Below are 15,263 nucleotides of genomic sequence, written 5' to 3' on the forward strand. Positions count from 1 at the left end.
TCTTTGCTATGTAAATAATTATTTATAGCTTCTTTTAGTTTTTCCATATATTTATATTCTTTTTCTAATTCAAAGACACGATTTACATTAAGTGCAAACAATACTCCTTCTTTTAATTCATAAGAATTTTCTAAAAATAGTTTATCTAAAAATAAAATAGTATTTTTTATAATAAGCCTAGCTATTTCAGGCTTATTTTTTATATTTTTATATTCTATCAATAAGCATGTTGCAATTTTTAATTGTAATAAAGGATTTTTCACATCATAAACTATATTATTAAGTTGTTCTAAAATTTCTTCTTTTAATATAAAATCATTATATTTATGCTTAGAATAATTAGGATTGTAGTTATAAAAATAATATAAAAAATCAATACTATCTTTATATATTATATTTTTTTCATTTTTATTGATTTTATCTACTAACTCGCTAAATGAAACTATATTTTCACAGCCATTTAAGTCTAGCTCGAGTAAATCGCTTATGATCTTTGTATCTCCCATTTTAATTCCTTAACAATGCTATATATTCACTTTGTTTTTCGTTTAAGACTTTAAAAGTGCTTATCATGTAAGAAAATTCATCATCACTTAAACTATAAAGTTCTTTAACTAATAAATCATTTTTTGCTCTTAAGACATCATAAGCTTTTTTAGTTTTTGGAATTTCATCATCACTTGGTTGAGGCAGAGGAATTCTTTCTAAGTAGGTTTTGCTTACATTGATTTGCACCATATTTCTTATGATAAAATCAACCACTAAAGAATTAAACAAAGCCAAAGTAAATAAAATTCTTTCATAAGACACTACATCTATACAAATTTCATCATCTTTTAAAATATATAGTTTTGGTACATTTGCAAACATACTATGTCCAAAACCACAATTTTTTGGTAATAAAGAAGCTATCAAGGTTCTTTCATTTGTATCGCTTGCAACAGCCCTATAAGTAAATCTAAAAAATTCTCTATCATACTTTATCAATTCAGGCTTTAGTTCTTTGCTGGTGGCCTTTTTAGCTCTTAAAAGTTCTTTGCTTTTTAAACGCTCATCAAATTTAGCCTTTTTTAAAAAATAAGTAGCTTGGCTAAAATTTGCATTAAATTGATGTATCATTTTACCTTCATATAAGGGCAAAAGTCCTTCCCTAAACTCTTCTATAAACAAATCTTTATCACTAGTCATATTTAATTCTTGTCTAAAATCTATATAATCAAAAGACAAGGTTTGAAAAGTATTGTAGCATTTTCTTAGAATTTCTAAAGCTTGCTTGTCTTTTAGCTCCATTAAGGCTAGGTGAGTTGGGCTTAGCTTTTTGATATCTTCTAAACTTAGAGTTAAAATTTCATCTTTGTTTTTTAATGAGTTTATATCTGTTTTATAAAACATTGTTTTGATTTTGTGAGTGTGATTTGCTTGCGTGTTTTTTATAAGCATAAGAGCAAATTTATAGCTTCTATGAACATCTATAAAGATAGCTTTATTGTTTTCAAAACTATAAAAATACTCTAAAGTTTTATTTTCTAAAATTTCTTTTCTTAAAGTCAAGCTTCCATCTTCAAACATCAAAGCACTAGGAAGCACATAAGCTAAATTTCCATCTTGTTTTAAAAGAGAAAGATTTTTTTCTACAAAAAGACGAAATAAATTAATATCTTTTGTTAAAGAATTAGACATAAATGTGTTTTTATAATAAACATTAATTACATCTATATATGCTTTTTGTTTTTCATAATTTTGCTTTATATAATCTTTCACTAGCAAATTGTCTTGAATTTCTTTTTTCTTGCTAGCGATTAAGCTTCTATAATCGCTTTTATATTGTGGAAAGAAATCATTGTCACTAAATTCTGATTTATCCCAAGGTGGATTACCTATGATGATATCAAAGCCTTTAAAGACTTGATTTTCTATGATTTCAGGAAATTCTAACTCATAATTAAAGAAGTTAAATTCTTTTTGATATTTGCCGATGATAGCTTTTGCTTGTTCATTTTGGCTTAAATTTTGTATATCATCTTGACTTAGGGCTTTTAGAATTTGTAATTCTTCTTTGTTAGCAAAATGAAGTGAGTTGATATAGTCTAGATATAAATTTAACTTATCAAGCTTTGGTGTGATTTCATTTTGATAGATTTGTTTGGATTGTTTGATTTGTTCTTCGTTGGTATCTTGTAGATTATCAAGCTTTTCAAATACTTCTTGTAAAATTTCAAATTCTTGAGTAATGGAATTTGTGAAAATATTTTCTTTATTTTGCTTTATTAAATTTTCAAAATCACTTATACTTGAGCCTACCAAAGCATTGCCACATTTTATGTGATGTTCTATAAAAGAAAGTGGGGTTCCAAAGATAAAACTATCTATCCAAAGACTAAGCTTAGTAAGCTCTATACTAAATGGATTTAAATCCACTCCATAAATAATGCGTTTTAGCAAAAGTCGTTTTAAAACATCACTTTCATCTAACTCATAATCTTGCGTGAAATCTTTTATATGATTTGCGATATTTTCTTTTTCTTGTTCGTGGAGTTGCTTTAAATTTGTAAAATGTTCAAAATCTGATAAAACAATATGCGTGATAGCATTTAAAACCGCAACTAAAAAATGCCCACTACCGCAAGCATTGTCTAGAATTTTAAATTTCAAAATGTTTTCATTGTTTAGTTTGTCTTTTAAAGCACTTTGGATTAAAAAATTAGCTATGGATTGAGGTGTATAAAAGCTTGCACTTGCTTTTCTTGAGTTGCTAGTATTTTTTAGATAAATTTGTCCTTTTTCATAAAAGGTATATTTTTCTAATTTTTTTGATTTTTCTAAAATTTTAAAATCATAATTATCAAAATAACACTCTATTTCTTTTGATTTTTCTTTATAGCTTACATAGTAAATATGTTCATTTGCTACTTCAAAAAAGTAAGAAAGCAAGCCTTCATAAATCGTGCCTAAATGCTCTATGCTTAAGGTTTTATAATCTCTTTTAAAAGTTAAATTTTTATCTTTGTAGTATAATAATTGTTCTAAAATTTTCTTCAAGTCTTTATCGCTGAAAATCTTTGGTGTGTTTAAAAGAGTGGTTTTGCTCTCATCAAACAACCCGCCATTGAAAACAGGCATGTCAAAATTGCCTTTACCTTTATTATAAATTTGAAATATCATTTCTAAATCACCAAAGCCAGCACTTGAGCTTTCATCATCGCTTAAATTTTGCAATAAAGTTTTTATGCTAATTTTGCTTTTGAAGTATTTATGCTTTTCTAAGATATTTTCAAATTTATCTTCAAAATAAGCAATAAATAAAAGCCTAAACACAAAATATAAAGAATTTTCATAGATTAGCTTTAAATCAGCTTTAGTTTTGTTATAAATCTTAGAACCTATAAATTCAAATAAAGATTCATTGCCATTAGTTCCATAGATGATAGATTTTAAATCATCTTCTATTTTTATTTTTGATTCTTTATTAACTTGTAAAGATTTTTCTATGTGTTTTTCTTCCGTATAACTTGCTGAAGCAAAAATACTATAAAAATACGCAAAAGCTTGGTAATTTTTATCTTTTATGATTTGTTCTAAATTTATCTCATAAAATACCTTGTTTGCACTAAGTGTAGAGTTATCATAAAAACGCCAAAATCTACCATTAGTTAAAAAGCCATAATTTTTCTTAAGATTACTAAGATATCTTAAAATTTGAAAATGGGGATTTTCTTTTACTTTTTTATTATCTATTTACACATCATAGGCTTTTGACTCCATGATAATAGTGAATTCATTGCTTGATTTTTTTGTTTCTTTGTCTAAATTTTCATAATTTGCTTTTATATTTTCATCACTAAAAAGCAAAAAATCGGGCTTTTCTAATTTACCTTGTATGATCTTTTCATCTTGTCTTATAAATTTCCACCCTAAAATGTCTAACACTTTTGATATAAATTCATCTTCAAATTGATGTTCGTTATAATTTTGAAAATTTCTTTGAGTGGCGTTGTATAGACAGATTATATTATCTAAGGTTGTTTTATATGTGTTTTCATTTTTAGTAAAATTATAAATATTTGGAAAATCCACCTCTAGAGCATAGTTGGTAAAAAGATTATTATCAAGATATTTTTTAATTTCTTCATAAAAATTCATAGAACAGCCTTAGTATTTTTTAAAATGATAACAAAAAGAACTTTTTAAAATGCTAAGAAATACTATCAAGCTTTATAATGAATTTAAATTTAGAATTAATAAAAACCTTACCATCTATCTTAAAAGAAGCCTTCCTTGAAGTCCTATCAATAATTAAGAAACCTTTGATGAAATTAAATTATTAAAATACTAAATTCTAATAAATTGATATATGAAAGATTAAATTTGGTGGAGACGAGGGGAATTGAACCCCTGTCCAAAAATAAAACAACCACGGCATCTACATGCTTAGCAAAGGTGAAAATTTCATCTAGCCAAACTCACCTTCCAAAATTTCAAGCTAGACTAAGACTTTAACTTCAATCAAAACTTGTCAAATTTCAATCTACACTATCAAAAATGACCAAATCCTAAGCTAGATAGTATCACTTAAAATTCAGGCTCAACTGAACTTACGCAGCTTTAGCGTAAGCAGGAGCAAATTTAACGTTGTTTGCGTTTAATTTTAATTTGAGCTTTATACGCTTTGCTCAAAGCGACATGCCACCAAGGCCACTCTACTCCTGTCGAAGCCAAGTCGTCCCCGTTATTTAGAAATTTTATCAGGAACATTTGCAATTTGAGGGTTAAATACACTTAAAAAAGAAGCATTTTTTTCATAATCACTGCAATATCTATCAAGCTGCTCACCCACTAAAAACATCCAATCCACAAATTCATCACTAGCAGGCCCATCAAATTTAGCTGCTTCTTGCATAATTTCCTCACAAAATGTGCAAAAATTTGCAATCTCATCTAAATTTAATCTTTTAGCAGCCCAAACTACATTGTGAATATTTTGCTCTAAGTCTTTTAAAGCTTCTTTGTATTTTGAGCTATCACTGCTTAGCTTTACTATCAAAGGCTCTAAAACATCGCAAAGACTTCTAAAAAAATACAAAAAACGCTCGATTTCTTCAAGCTCGTAATCTAACTCTAATTGCTCTAAAATTCCCATAAAAACTTCTATAATCTAAGTTTAAATGTTTATTTTAGCAAATTTTAGATAAAATTAAAATTTCTTAGCAAAATAAAATGGAAAAAATATGGATAGAATCGTAGAAATTGAAAAATTCTCCCCTGATGAAACTTATGAAACAAGTCTTAGACCTTCAAATTTTGATGGCTACATAGGACAAGAAAACATTAAAAAAAATTTAGAAATTTTCATTAAAGCTGCTAAAAAAAGAAATGAATGTCTAGATCATATCCTTTTTAGTGGGCCTGCAGGACTTGGTAAGACAACTTTAGCAAACATTATCTCATATGAAATGAATGCAAATATCAAAACTACCGCTGCACCCATGATAGAAAAAAGCGGAGATTTAGCTGCGATTTTAACTAACCTTAGTGAGGGAGATATTTTATTTATCGATGAAATTCATCGCTTAAGTCCCGCCATAGAAGAAGTGCTTTACCCTGCTATGGAGGATTTTCGTCTTGATATCATCATCGGCAGTGGACCTGCTGCACAAACGATAAAAATCGATTTACCCAAATTTACTTTAATAGGTGCTACTACAAGAGCAGGTATGCTAAGTAATCCTTTACGCGATCGCTTTGGTATGCAATTTCGCTTGGAATTTTATAAAAATGAAGAGCTTGCTATCATTTTAGAAAAAGCAGCTCTAAAGCTTAATAAAACTTGTGAAAAAAAAGCTTCTTTAGAAATAGCCAAACGCAGTCGCTCAACCCCAAGAATAGCATTAAGATTGCTTAAGCGTGTAAGAGACTTTGCTGATGTAAATGATGAAGAAATCATTAGCGAAAAAAGAGCTAAAGAAGCGCTTGATTCTTTAGGGGTAAATGAGCTTGGTTTTGACGCGATGGATTTGCGGTATTTAGAGCTTTTAACTGAAGCTAAAAGAAAACCTATAGGACTTTCTAGTATAGCTGCAGCATTAAGTGAGGATGAAAATACCATAGAAGATGTGATAGAGCCATATTTACTAGCAAATGGTTATATAGAAAGAACAGCCAAAGGTCGCATTGCAAGCTTAAAAAGCTTTGATGTTTTAAAATTAAAATATAACAAAGGTTTATTTGATGAAAAGTAGTAATTTTTTCTTGATTAGTTTTATTTTGATCATTTTATTTTGGGTACTTTTTTTGTTTAAACCTTTTTTGATGAATATAGCCATAGCAAGTTTAATGGCTGTTTCTACTTCTAATGTTAATGTTAAATTTTTAAGTATTTTCAAAGGTAAAAAAGTCGTTGCTGCAGCAGCTACTACTGCTTTTATGCTAGCTTTATTTTTTATCCCTTTTGTATATGCTATTATAGAGCTAGCAAAGGCTGCAAAAGGTTTTGATATAAGCTATTTTCACAATACCATAGAATATTTTAAAAATTATTCCCTACACCTACCCGAATCTTTAAGCTTTATAGAACCCAAAATCAAAGAAGCATTAGCAAGTATTGACTTAAATTCTATCTCTAAAAATGTTTTAACCTATCTTTCAAGCGCAACTAAATTTGGCACTAAATTTCTAACTGACATGGTATTAATTTGCGTATTTTATTTCTTTGCTAATCTTTATGGAGCCCAACTCATTGGCTATATAAAAAGCATAGTGCCTATGAAAAAAGAAGAAACTCAAGGCATTTTAAGTGAAGTGAGTAATGTAATGTCTGTGGTGTTTTATTCTATGGTGCTAAATGCCATTTTACAAGGGGTGCTTTTTGCTATCATTACTAAATTTTATGGTTATGATGCGATTTTAATGGGAATATTATTTTGCTTTAGCTCTTTAATCCCTGTGGTAGGTGGGGCCTTAGTTTATGTGCCTGTCTCTTTATATGAATTTGCAAATAATAATCTAAGCGGTGCTTTAGTGATTTTCATTTATAGCGTGGTAATGATATCTTTTATCGCAGATACTTTAGTAAAACCTTATATCATTAAATGGATCAATGAAAAACTTGTTCAAATTCCAACACAAATTAACGAACTTTTAATTTTCTTTGCGATGATAGCAGGAATTTCAAGTTTTGGCTTTTGGGGTATTATCCTTGGACCTGCTATTTTAACTTTCTTTATTTCTACTTTAAAATTATATGTGATTTTAAAAGAAAAGCATTTTGTATAAAAGCGATTATTTTCCAATAATCGCTAAAATTTCTTCTTCGCTTGTAAGTTTTTTATTGTATTTAATCACTAAAAATTTAGAGTTTTTATACACATCTAAAACTCCATTTATGCCTTTAATCATATTTAAATCATGTTTTGTTTCTAAAGATAAATAGACATTTTTAAAATCTGCCGGACTTTGTAAAAACAAAAGCAACGCAAACCAAATTACAGACAAAGCTATCAAAATAAAAGCAAGAGCAACTAAACTAAAATGGTGTAAAAAATACCCTCCAACGACACCACCTAAAAAGCTTCCAAAATAGCCAAAAGCATTAAACACACCCAAAGCTGCGCCTTTTTCATTTACCTTAGCAAATTTACTCGCACAGCTTTGCATAATAGGCTCATGTAAATTAAATCCTATAAAAAACACTACAACACCCACCATAAACACTAAAGCATTATGCGAAAAAGCAAATATAATATAAGCAATGATAAAAAATGCCACACCTAAAAGCAATATCTCTTTACTTAAGCCTCTTTTTTCTCCCAAAGATCCTGATAAACCCATAGCTAAAAACCCAAGCACCATAGAGCTAACATAAACATGCCATAAATTCTCACTTGGATAATTAAACTCATGCACCAAAACCAAAGGAATACTTAAAAACGCAATACTCATAAGCATTTTTTGCATACAATTAGTAAGATTCATCAAAGCTAAGTTTTTTTCTTTTAAAAGTTTTTTCAATGGGGTTTTAGTATTTTCATGCACTATTGTATGCTCTTTTGGCACAACGCTAAATAAAAGCACGATACAAATTAGACTTAAAATGGCACTTAAATCAAACAAACTAGAAAGTCCAAATTTAGCACTCATTAAAGGAGAAAGCACTAAAGAAGCTGCAAAAGAAAGTCCTATAAATGAACCCATGATAGCCATAGCCTTGCCACGATTTTCTTCATTGATAAAATCACTTATCATAGCAGTAGCTACTGCTCCTATGGCTCCTGCACCTTGTAAAAGCCTTCCAAACATCATCGTATAAATATCATCAGCATATGAACACACCAAAGAACCTATGATAAACACCACAAGTCCTATTAGCATAGTTTTTTTACGCCCTATTTTATCTGAAATAATACCAAAAGGAACTTGCAATGCCATTTGAGTTAGAGCATACACACCTACTAAAAGCCCTACTAAAAACTCATTAGCTCCTTTTAAATTTAAAGCATATAAACTTAAAACCGGTAAAACTATAAACAATCCAAAAAATCTAGTTCCTACAATAAAAGACAAAGGTAAAACGGTTTTTAACATCTTTTCTCCTTATAAAGGATAATTTTACTATGATTTTGATAAACTTTTTTTAAAGTCAAAACAAAAAGAGTAATTTATGAAGAAAAAATTAAAAATCATTCTAGCAACTTCTAACGCACACAAAGTAGAAGAAATCAAAAAATTTTTAACTACTTATGAAATTTATGCCTTAAATGAAATCATCACCCCTTTTGAAATCATCGAAGATGGCACAAGTTTTAAAGAAAATGCTTTGATAAAATCTAAAGCTATTTTTAATGCTTTAGGCAAAAAACAAAATGAATTTATCACCTTAAGCGATGATAGTGGTATAAGCGTAGAGGCTTTAGACAATGCGCCAGGGATTTTTTCTGCAAGATACTCTCAAGAAGGCACTGATGAGGCCAATAGAAACAAGCTCATCCAAGCTTTACATGAAAAAAATCTACATCAAAGCAAAGCTTTTTACACTGCAGCCATAGCTATAAGCTCAAAATATGGACATTTTAGCACGCATGGATATATGCATGGCCTTGCTATTGATACTCCAAGGGGTAATAATGGCTTTGGGTATGATCCTTTATTTATCCCAAAAGGTTTTGATAAAACTTTAGGTGAATTAGACGAGCAAGTAAAATTAAAAATTTCACACCGCTCACAAGCACTAATGTTTGCTACTTATATCTTAAGGGTATTAGAAAAAATGGAGTATTGATGAAACAATTTATAAAATATATGCTTATTGCTTTTGGTGTTTATGTGATTTGGATTTTACTTTATTTTAATTTTGCTTTAAAATAATGATAAGTTAAAATAAAACTTGGCAATAAAAAAAGCGAGCCAAACAAAAGCAAGCTCATAGCTAAAACCGTAAGCAAACCAAAATAAATCGTCGGGATAAAATTACTGCTAATCATCACTAAAAAACCTAGAATAATCGTAACACTAGTATAATAAATCGCACTTCCTATACCTATATGTGAAGCTTTTATAGCCTCTTCTAAGCTTTTATGTTTTAATTCTTCTTTAAAACGATGAATATAATGAATCATATCATCAACCCCTATTCCTATACAAATAGCAGCTATGGTAATACTCATAATATCAAGTGGTATATTTAAAATACCCATTAAGCCAAACACCAAAGCTAAAGGTATGAGATTGGCCAAAATCGCCACAAAAGCATAAACAAAACTTCTAAAAATCACCACAAACAAAGCAAAAATCACAAGCACCACAAAGGCTAAAGTGTCAAATTGTGATGAAAAAAGACTTTGAAGCATATTATTATACAAAGGCATAATACCACTGATTTTAACCTCTACATTATCATTTTGCAAAAGCTCATTTAAGTCTTTTTCAAGCTGTTTTAAAAAAGCATCGCGTCTTAAATTTGGATCACTATCTAGCATACGCACGCTAAATCGCAACTCATTATTTTCTACACTAACAAAAGGGGTTAAAACTTGCTTTTTAAAATTCTCATCTAAATTTTCATACAAAAACGCTAGAGCAAAATCATCTAAAGTCTTACCATCATTAATGCTTTTTCCAAGCTCTAGCAAACTTTGCAAGCTAAGCACAGAGCCTACATATTTTTGCTTACTTAAAAACTCATGAACCTTAGCAGCTATTCTTGTTTTTTCACTACTAAAAAAATACCTATCATCTTTGGATAAATCATCAAATTCTTGTTCAAACTCATCTAAGCTTTCATTTTGTTTTGGATTTTGCTTAAATTTGACAATCACATCTAAAGGCATAGTTCCACCTAGCTCTTTATCTATAATCAACAAACCTTGTTTAATCCTAGAACTATCTTTAAAATAACTCACAAAACTATTTTCTACTTTAATTTGTAAAATTCCATACAATGCAAAAGCTACACAAAATAAACTTATACTATAGATAAATTTTCTATGTTTTAAACTTACATTTGCACAAAAACTTAAAAATTTCAACGAATTTTGATTAAGCTCTTTAAAATTTAAACGCGGCATTAATACCAAAATACTTGCAAAATAAATATAAGCTAAAATCAAACTCACACTGATGCCAAGGCTCATCATAATACCGAGTTTGATAATAGGCTCAATATCTGAAAAAACAAAACTTAAAAACCCAACAACCGTGGTTAAAATAGCAAAAAAACTAGGACTTGCTTTATCAAGTAAGGTTGAGAGTAAAAGCTTATAAACGCTAGCTTTTGGGTGTTTGTGTAAATTTTCTATAAAATGCACGATTAAGTGTATCACAACAGAAACAGTGATAATGAGTACCAAAGCTACATAGTTTGAAGACACCACAGTAATATCAAAGCCCAAAAGCGCGAAAATCCCGCTTGAAGTAAAAAGCGAAACCACACAAATTCCCAAAGCCAAAAACACTAAACGCAAAGAGCCAAAAAACCACCAAAGTGCTATAAATAAAAGCCCTATTAAGCTAAGTCCATAAATTTTTAAATCACTTTTTACATAATTAATCATATCATTAGCGATCATTTCAACACCACCAAGGTGTAAAAAGTCTCCATTTTGACTATATTTAGATACTATTTTAGTAATTTCTTCTAATCTTTTTGCACTAAATTCCCTTGAGCTTTCTTGGTGCTTTTTAATCAAGGCTCTAAAATGTTCTTTTTCATTTTCATTTTGCGCATTATCCCTTGAATCAATCAAGTCATTATAAACAAGATCAGGTGCTAGATAAATCAAAATTCCCGTTGTTTTTCCATCTTTTGAGATAATATTATTTTTATAAAAGGGTTGATTTAAAATTTCTTTTTTAGCTAGATTAATATCCACATCTTGACTAAAAATATTAGGTATATTTTGGATAAGCTCTTTTAACTCTTTACCTTTAGAACTTGCAAGCAAAGGTGCATTAGCGACAGAAAATACCTTTTGCACACCATTGATTTTTTCTAAATCAAGGGTTAAGTTTTTGATAGTTTCTAAATTTTCTTTAGCAAAAATATCTTTATTTTTAGGAGCAAAAGCAAGCATTAAAAAATTATCATTGCCATAACGCGCTGAAACTTCTCTATATAGTTTTAAACCCTCATCATGCTCTAAAAGCAAGCTTTCAGCACTTGCATCAACACTTAAATTTTTAGCAAAAAAACTAAAAAATATACAAAAGATTAAAGTAATCCCCAAAGTTAGCTTTGGGAAATTAAGAAAGATTTTTAAAATTTTACTTAGCATTATTTAGAAAAATCAACACTAGAAAGCTTTTCAAGCAAGGTTTTAAAATCACCATTTTGTAAGACATCTTTAAATTGTGAGCGATAAGTTTGTATAATACTTATACCAAAAATATCCACATCATAAATTTGCCAATCATTATTTTTATCATAAAATTTAAAGATTACAAAATTTTCTTTACCATCTACTATCATAGAAGTTTTTAAAAAGGCTCTTTTATTTTTTTCTTCTAAATTAATCACTTTTAATTTTTGAGAATCATACAAAGCAAGCTTATCTGTGAAACTTTTTTTAAGGTTTTTTTCAAAAGCTTTGTTAAATTCATTTTTTTCATTTTCACTTAATTTTTCATATCTTGTAGAAAGACTAAGTTTAGCCATAAGTTCATAATCAAAAACACCATCAAATAAAGCAAAGATTTTTTCCGCTGCTTTAGCTTTATCGTTTTTATTTTGATCTAGAATTTTTAAGCTCTCATCAATTTTTTCTTGCATGGTTTTAGAAATATCTTGCAAATTTAAAGCAAAAGCAAATACTACGCTAAAAAACAAAGCTATGATTTTTTTCATTTTATCTCCTTATTTGATGAGTTCTTGGCGTCTTTGTTCATACGCATCGCGTATAAAAATGTAATAATCTACACTATTTTGGTAAATATCATCTATTTTTTCATACTCAAAACTTAATTCATTGAGTTTTAATGCAGCATTTACACCCACACCAACCCAAAAATTCTCAATATACCCCTCAGGCACCATAAACCAATTTACAGGCAAAGCTAAAGCATCTCTTACATTATAAGGACCTAAAAGTGGAAGCACTAAGTGTGGTCCACTACCTACTCCCCATTTGCCCAAAGTCGTTCCAAAATCAGCTTCATAACTTTTTAAAGGAGTTTTACTCGCACTATCTAACAAACCAAATCCAAAAATCACATTCACACAAAATCTTCCAAATTCCTCACCAGCTTTTCTAAATTCTAAACTTAAAAGATGATTAATAAATCTAAAAGGTGATCTTGTGGTATCAAAAGCATTTTTTACACCTGTTCTTATAAAACTTGGAGTAATGCTTTTATAAGAAAGCACAACTGGTCTTAAAAAATAAGTATAAAAATCATAATTAAATTTACTCATAGCTTTATTGTAGGTATAAAAGCTATCTTTGACTTCTTTTTTTTGATATTCTTGTTCAAAATCTTCAAAGTCATTTGCTAAAATCAAAGTGTTAAAAAATAAACACAAAGTTAGTATGTATTTTAACAAGCTTTTTCCTTTTAAAATTTCATAAATTGAAATCTTATATTATACAAAAATTAAAATAAATTTTTACATTAAAAATATTCTTTAAAAAAAATTAGTAATTTTTATTTACTTATGAAATAAGTCTTAGAAAATATGCAAAAAATATAAATTTATTTTTGCTTTTAAAAATAAGCTATAATTTTTTTAAAATTTACTATTAAAAGGATAAAAAATGAAAAAAATTTTTACCCTACTTTTTTTGTGTATTTTTGGCTATAGTGCTGATGTAAATATCGCTGCAGCTGCAAATGTAGCTTACGCTTTTAAAGCCTTACAAAAAGAATTTCAAAAAGAAAACCCTGATATTAGTATCAATGTAAGCTTAGGTGCTAGTGGAAATTTAGTTTCGCAAATCAAAAATGGAGCGCCATTTGATATATTTATGGCTGCAAATATGAAATTTGCACAAAGTTTGTATGAAGATAATTTTGCTAGTACAAAACCTGTTATTTATGCTCAAGGAGCTTTAGCTTTACTAAGTGTTAGAATGGATTTAAGCAAAGGATTAGACACGCTTAAAGAAGAAAAAGTAAAAATCATCACCATAGCTAATCCCAAAGCTGCTCCCTATGGTCAAGCTAGTATAGAAACTTTACAAAATGCTAAAATTTATGAGCAAACAAAAACTAAAATTATCGAGGCAAAATCCATAGGAGAAGCACTTACTCAAACATTAAAAGCAGCCGATGTGGGTTTTATAGCAGCAAGTGCTTTATATGAAGATACGCTAAAATCTTATAAACTCCAAGAAGGAAAAAATTATATTTTAATCAATCCAAAGCTTTATGAACCAATCAATCAAGGCATTGTTATCACTTCTTATGGTAAAGATAATGCTAAAGCTAAGAAATTTTATAATTTTATTTTAAGCAAAAAGGCTAAGGAAATTTTCAAAGCTTATGGCTATAATATCCCATGATTAAAGCTAAAATAAATATTATAAAAAATCATGAAAATATAAACTGGGTAGAATTTCTTATAAATAAACATAAATTATTTATGCTTGCTTTAGAACTTGATGAAAAAGCAAGCATTGATCAAGAAGTTTTACTAGCTTTTAAAAGTAGCGAGTGCTTGCTTAGTAAAAAAAATTTAGAAAATTCATTTTTAAATACCTTTTATGCAAAAATCATTGATATTTTTCAAGGACAAATCATCACTATCGTAAGATTAGAAAATGAAATTTGCACTTTCGAAGCTCAAATTAGCACCCATGAGTTTTTAGAGCAAAATTATCAAAAAAATGATTTTGTATTTGCTTATGTACATCCTAGTGCTTTATTTATCAAAGAGTATTTATGCTAAAACTTGACTTTGAAAAAATCTTTAAAAATAAAGAAAAAGAATTTAAACTTAAGGTTAAATTTGAAGTTAAAGAAGGAGAATTTTGTGCTATTTTTGGAAAAAGTGGTAGTGGCAAAACTACGCTTTTGAGAATTTTAGCAGGTTTTGAAAAAGCACAAGGAATTTGCACTTTTAATAATACGATATTTTTTGATGATAAAAACTTTCTAAGCCCACAAAAAAGAAAACTTGGCTTTGTTTTTCAAGATTATGCTTTATTTGAAAATATGAATGTAGAGCAAAACTTACTTTTTGCCAAAAAAGATCTAAAATTTGCTAATGAACTTTTAGAACTTTTAGATTTAAGCAAACACAAAAAAAGTCATATTTTAGAACTAAGTGGGGGACAAAAACAACGCGTAGCTTTAGCAAGAGCCATTATGCAAAAACCCAAACTTTTACTTTTAGATGAGCCATTTAGCGCCTTAGATAATGAGATAAAACTACACTTGCATGATTATCTTTTAAATATACATAAAACTTATAAAATCACTACTATTTTAATCAGCCATGATGTAAGTGAAGTTTATAAACTAGCTAATAAAGTCATCATTTTAGAAAATGGAGCTATCATTAAAGAAGGCTCGCCTAATGAAGTTTTTTTAAAGACACAAGGCTCACAAAAATTTGCTATAAAAGCACGCATTTTAAAACTACAAAAGCAAGATAGCATATTTATAGCCATACTTGCCATAGGTAATCAAATCAGCCAAGTAGCGCTAAGCCCTTTAGAAGCTAAAGATTTTAAAGAAAATGATGAAGTGCTTTTGAGCCAAAAAGCTTTTGCGCTAAATTTAAGCAAAGTATAAAAACTATAATTTACATTAACTTGTATATTAAAAAATTATATAAA

12 protein-coding genes, 1 other RNA gene and 1 pseudogene are annotated in these 15,263 nt (G+C 28.6%); 6 read left to right on the plus strand and 8 right to left on the minus strand.

Annotated features, from left to right (window positions below; genetic code table 11):
• From L8W64_RS06375 to L8W64_RS06390, 4 genes and pseudogenes are all read right to left on the minus strand, one after another.
• A partial coding sequence (locus tag L8W64_RS06375; RefSeq protein WP_263673217.1) for a hypothetical protein occupies positions 1-506 on the minus strand: 506 nt, incomplete at its 3' end.
• 1 nt (position 507) lies between these two features.
• Positions 508-4,140, minus strand: a pseudogene (locus L8W64_RS06380) (Eco57I restriction-modification methylase domain-containing protein).
• 226 nt (positions 4,141-4,366) lie between these two features.
• Positions 4,367-4,725, minus strand: a transfer-messenger RNA (tmRNA) gene (gene ssrA / locus L8W64_RS06385).
• Position 4,726: 1 nt separating this feature from the next.
• Positions 4,727-5,137, minus strand: coding sequence for a hypothetical protein (locus L8W64_RS06390; RefSeq protein WP_039619086.1), 411 nt, complete (start codon positions 5,135-5,137; stop codon positions 4,727-4,729).
• Positions 5,138-5,225: 88 nt separating this feature from the next.
• Here L8W64_RS06390 and ruvB point away from each other — a divergent pair, with 88 nt between their 5' ends.
• Together ruvB and L8W64_RS06400 are read left to right on the plus strand one after the other, a co-directional pair.
• Positions 5,226-6,236: a Holliday junction branch migration DNA helicase RuvB gene (gene ruvB, locus L8W64_RS06395; protein ID WP_039619088.1), complete on the plus strand. Its 1,011-nt coding sequence runs from the start codon at positions 5,226-5,228 to the stop codon at positions 6,234-6,236.
• Positions 6,226-7,269 carry an AI-2E family transporter gene (locus tag L8W64_RS06400; RefSeq protein ID WP_133319757.1) on the plus strand — a complete coding sequence of 348 codons (1,044 nt, stop codon included), beginning with the start codon at positions 6,226-6,228 and terminating at the stop codon, positions 7,267-7,269. The genes ruvB and L8W64_RS06400 overlap by 11 nt, the downstream gene beginning before the upstream one ends.
• A gap of 6 nt (positions 7,270-7,275) precedes the next feature.
• Here L8W64_RS06400 and L8W64_RS06405 read toward each other — a convergent pair whose 3' ends face one another.
• Positions 7,276-8,577: an MFS transporter gene (locus L8W64_RS06405; protein WP_263662585.1), complete on the minus strand. Its 1,302-nt coding sequence runs from the start codon at positions 8,575-8,577 to the stop codon at positions 7,276-7,278.
• Positions 8,578-8,653: 76 nt separating this feature from the next.
• Here L8W64_RS06405 and rdgB point away from each other — a divergent pair, with 76 nt between their 5' ends.
• Positions 8,654-9,271 (plus strand): RdgB/HAM1 family non-canonical purine NTP pyrophosphatase, encoded by a 618-nt coding sequence (rdgB, locus tag L8W64_RS06410; protein WP_263662584.1) that lies wholly within the window; start codon positions 8,654-8,656, stop codon positions 9,269-9,271.
• Positions 9,272-9,332: 61 nt separating this feature from the next.
• Here the strand turns inward: rdgB and L8W64_RS06415 are convergent, their stop codons facing one another.
• From L8W64_RS06415 to L8W64_RS06425, 3 genes are read right to left on the minus strand one after another with little or no spacing between them, the layout of a single operon-like run.
• Positions 9,333-11,762, minus strand: coding sequence for an efflux RND transporter permease subunit (locus tag L8W64_RS06415; RefSeq protein WP_263662583.1), 2,430 nt, complete (start codon positions 11,760-11,762; stop codon positions 9,333-9,335).
• A complete protein-coding gene (locus tag L8W64_RS06420; RefSeq protein WP_258108135.1) occupies positions 11,762-12,331 on the minus strand; it encodes an ABC transporter substrate-binding protein in 570 nt (189 codons plus the stop codon). The genes L8W64_RS06415 and L8W64_RS06420 overlap by 1 nt, the downstream gene beginning before the upstream one ends.
• A gap of 9 nt (positions 12,332-12,340) precedes the next feature.
• Positions 12,341-13,027: a VacJ family lipoprotein gene (locus tag L8W64_RS06425; RefSeq protein ID WP_263673220.1), complete on the minus strand. Its 687-nt coding sequence runs from the start codon at positions 13,025-13,027 to the stop codon at positions 12,341-12,343.
• Positions 13,028-13,238: 211 nt separating this feature from the next.
• On the opposite strand from L8W64_RS06425, the gene modA reads away from it, so the two are divergent.
• Genes modA through L8W64_RS06440 form a run of 3 tightly spaced genes read left to right on the plus strand, consistent with a single transcriptional unit; the run spans position 13,239 to position 15,219 of the window.
• Positions 13,239-13,985, plus strand: a complete 747-nt coding sequence (gene modA / locus L8W64_RS06430; protein WP_263662582.1) for a molybdate ABC transporter substrate-binding protein — start codon at positions 13,239-13,241, stop codon at positions 13,983-13,985.
• Positions 13,982-14,371, plus strand: coding sequence for a hypothetical protein (locus L8W64_RS06435; protein WP_263662211.1), 390 nt, complete (start codon positions 13,982-13,984; stop codon positions 14,369-14,371). Before modA ends, L8W64_RS06435 begins: the two co-directional genes overlap by 4 nt.
• A complete protein-coding gene (locus L8W64_RS06440; protein WP_258108839.1) occupies positions 14,365-15,219 on the plus strand; it encodes an ABC transporter ATP-binding protein in 855 nt (284 codons plus the stop codon). The genes L8W64_RS06435 and L8W64_RS06440 overlap by 7 nt, the downstream gene beginning before the upstream one ends.
• The last annotated feature ends 44 nt before the right edge of the window (positions 15,220-15,263 follow it).

This window comes from Campylobacter sp. IFREMER_LSEM_CL1097 (assembly GCF_025772225.1).
GTDB classification, from domain to species: domain Bacteria; phylum Campylobacterota; class Campylobacteria; order Campylobacterales; family Campylobacteraceae; genus Campylobacter_D; species Campylobacter_D lari_D.

Coding starts and splice junctions, on each gene's coding strand:
- L8W64_RS06390 (WP_039619086.1), bottom strand. CDS start 5,137: ATGGGAATTTTAGAGCAATTAGAGTTAGATTACGAGCTTGAAGAAATC.
- ruvB (WP_039619088.1), top strand. CDS start 5,226: ATGGATAGAATCGTAGAAATTGAAAAATTCTCCCCTGATGAAACTTAT.
- L8W64_RS06400 (WP_133319757.1), top strand. CDS start 6,226: ATGAAAAGTAGTAATTTTTTCTTGATTAGTTTTATTTTGATCATTTTA.
- L8W64_RS06405 (WP_263662585.1), bottom strand. CDS start 8,577: ATGTTAAAAACCGTTTTACCTTTGTCTTTTATTGTAGGAACTAGATTT.
- rdgB (WP_263662584.1), top strand. CDS start 8,654: ATGAAGAAAAAATTAAAAATCATTCTAGCAACTTCTAACGCACACAAA.
- L8W64_RS06415 (WP_263662583.1), bottom strand. CDS start 11,762: ATGCTAAGTAAAATTTTAAAAATCTTTCTTAATTTCCCAAAGCTAACT.
- L8W64_RS06420 (WP_258108135.1), bottom strand. CDS start 12,331: ATGAAAAAAATCATAGCTTTGTTTTTTAGCGTAGTATTTGCTTTTGCT.
- modA (WP_263662582.1), top strand. CDS start 13,239: ATGAAAAAAATTTTTACCCTACTTTTTTTGTGTATTTTTGGCTATAGT.
- L8W64_RS06435 (WP_263662211.1), top strand. CDS start 13,982: ATGATTAAAGCTAAAATAAATATTATAAAAAATCATGAAAATATAAAC.
- L8W64_RS06440 (WP_258108839.1), top strand. CDS start 14,365: ATGCTAAAACTTGACTTTGAAAAAATCTTTAAAAATAAAGAAAAAGAA.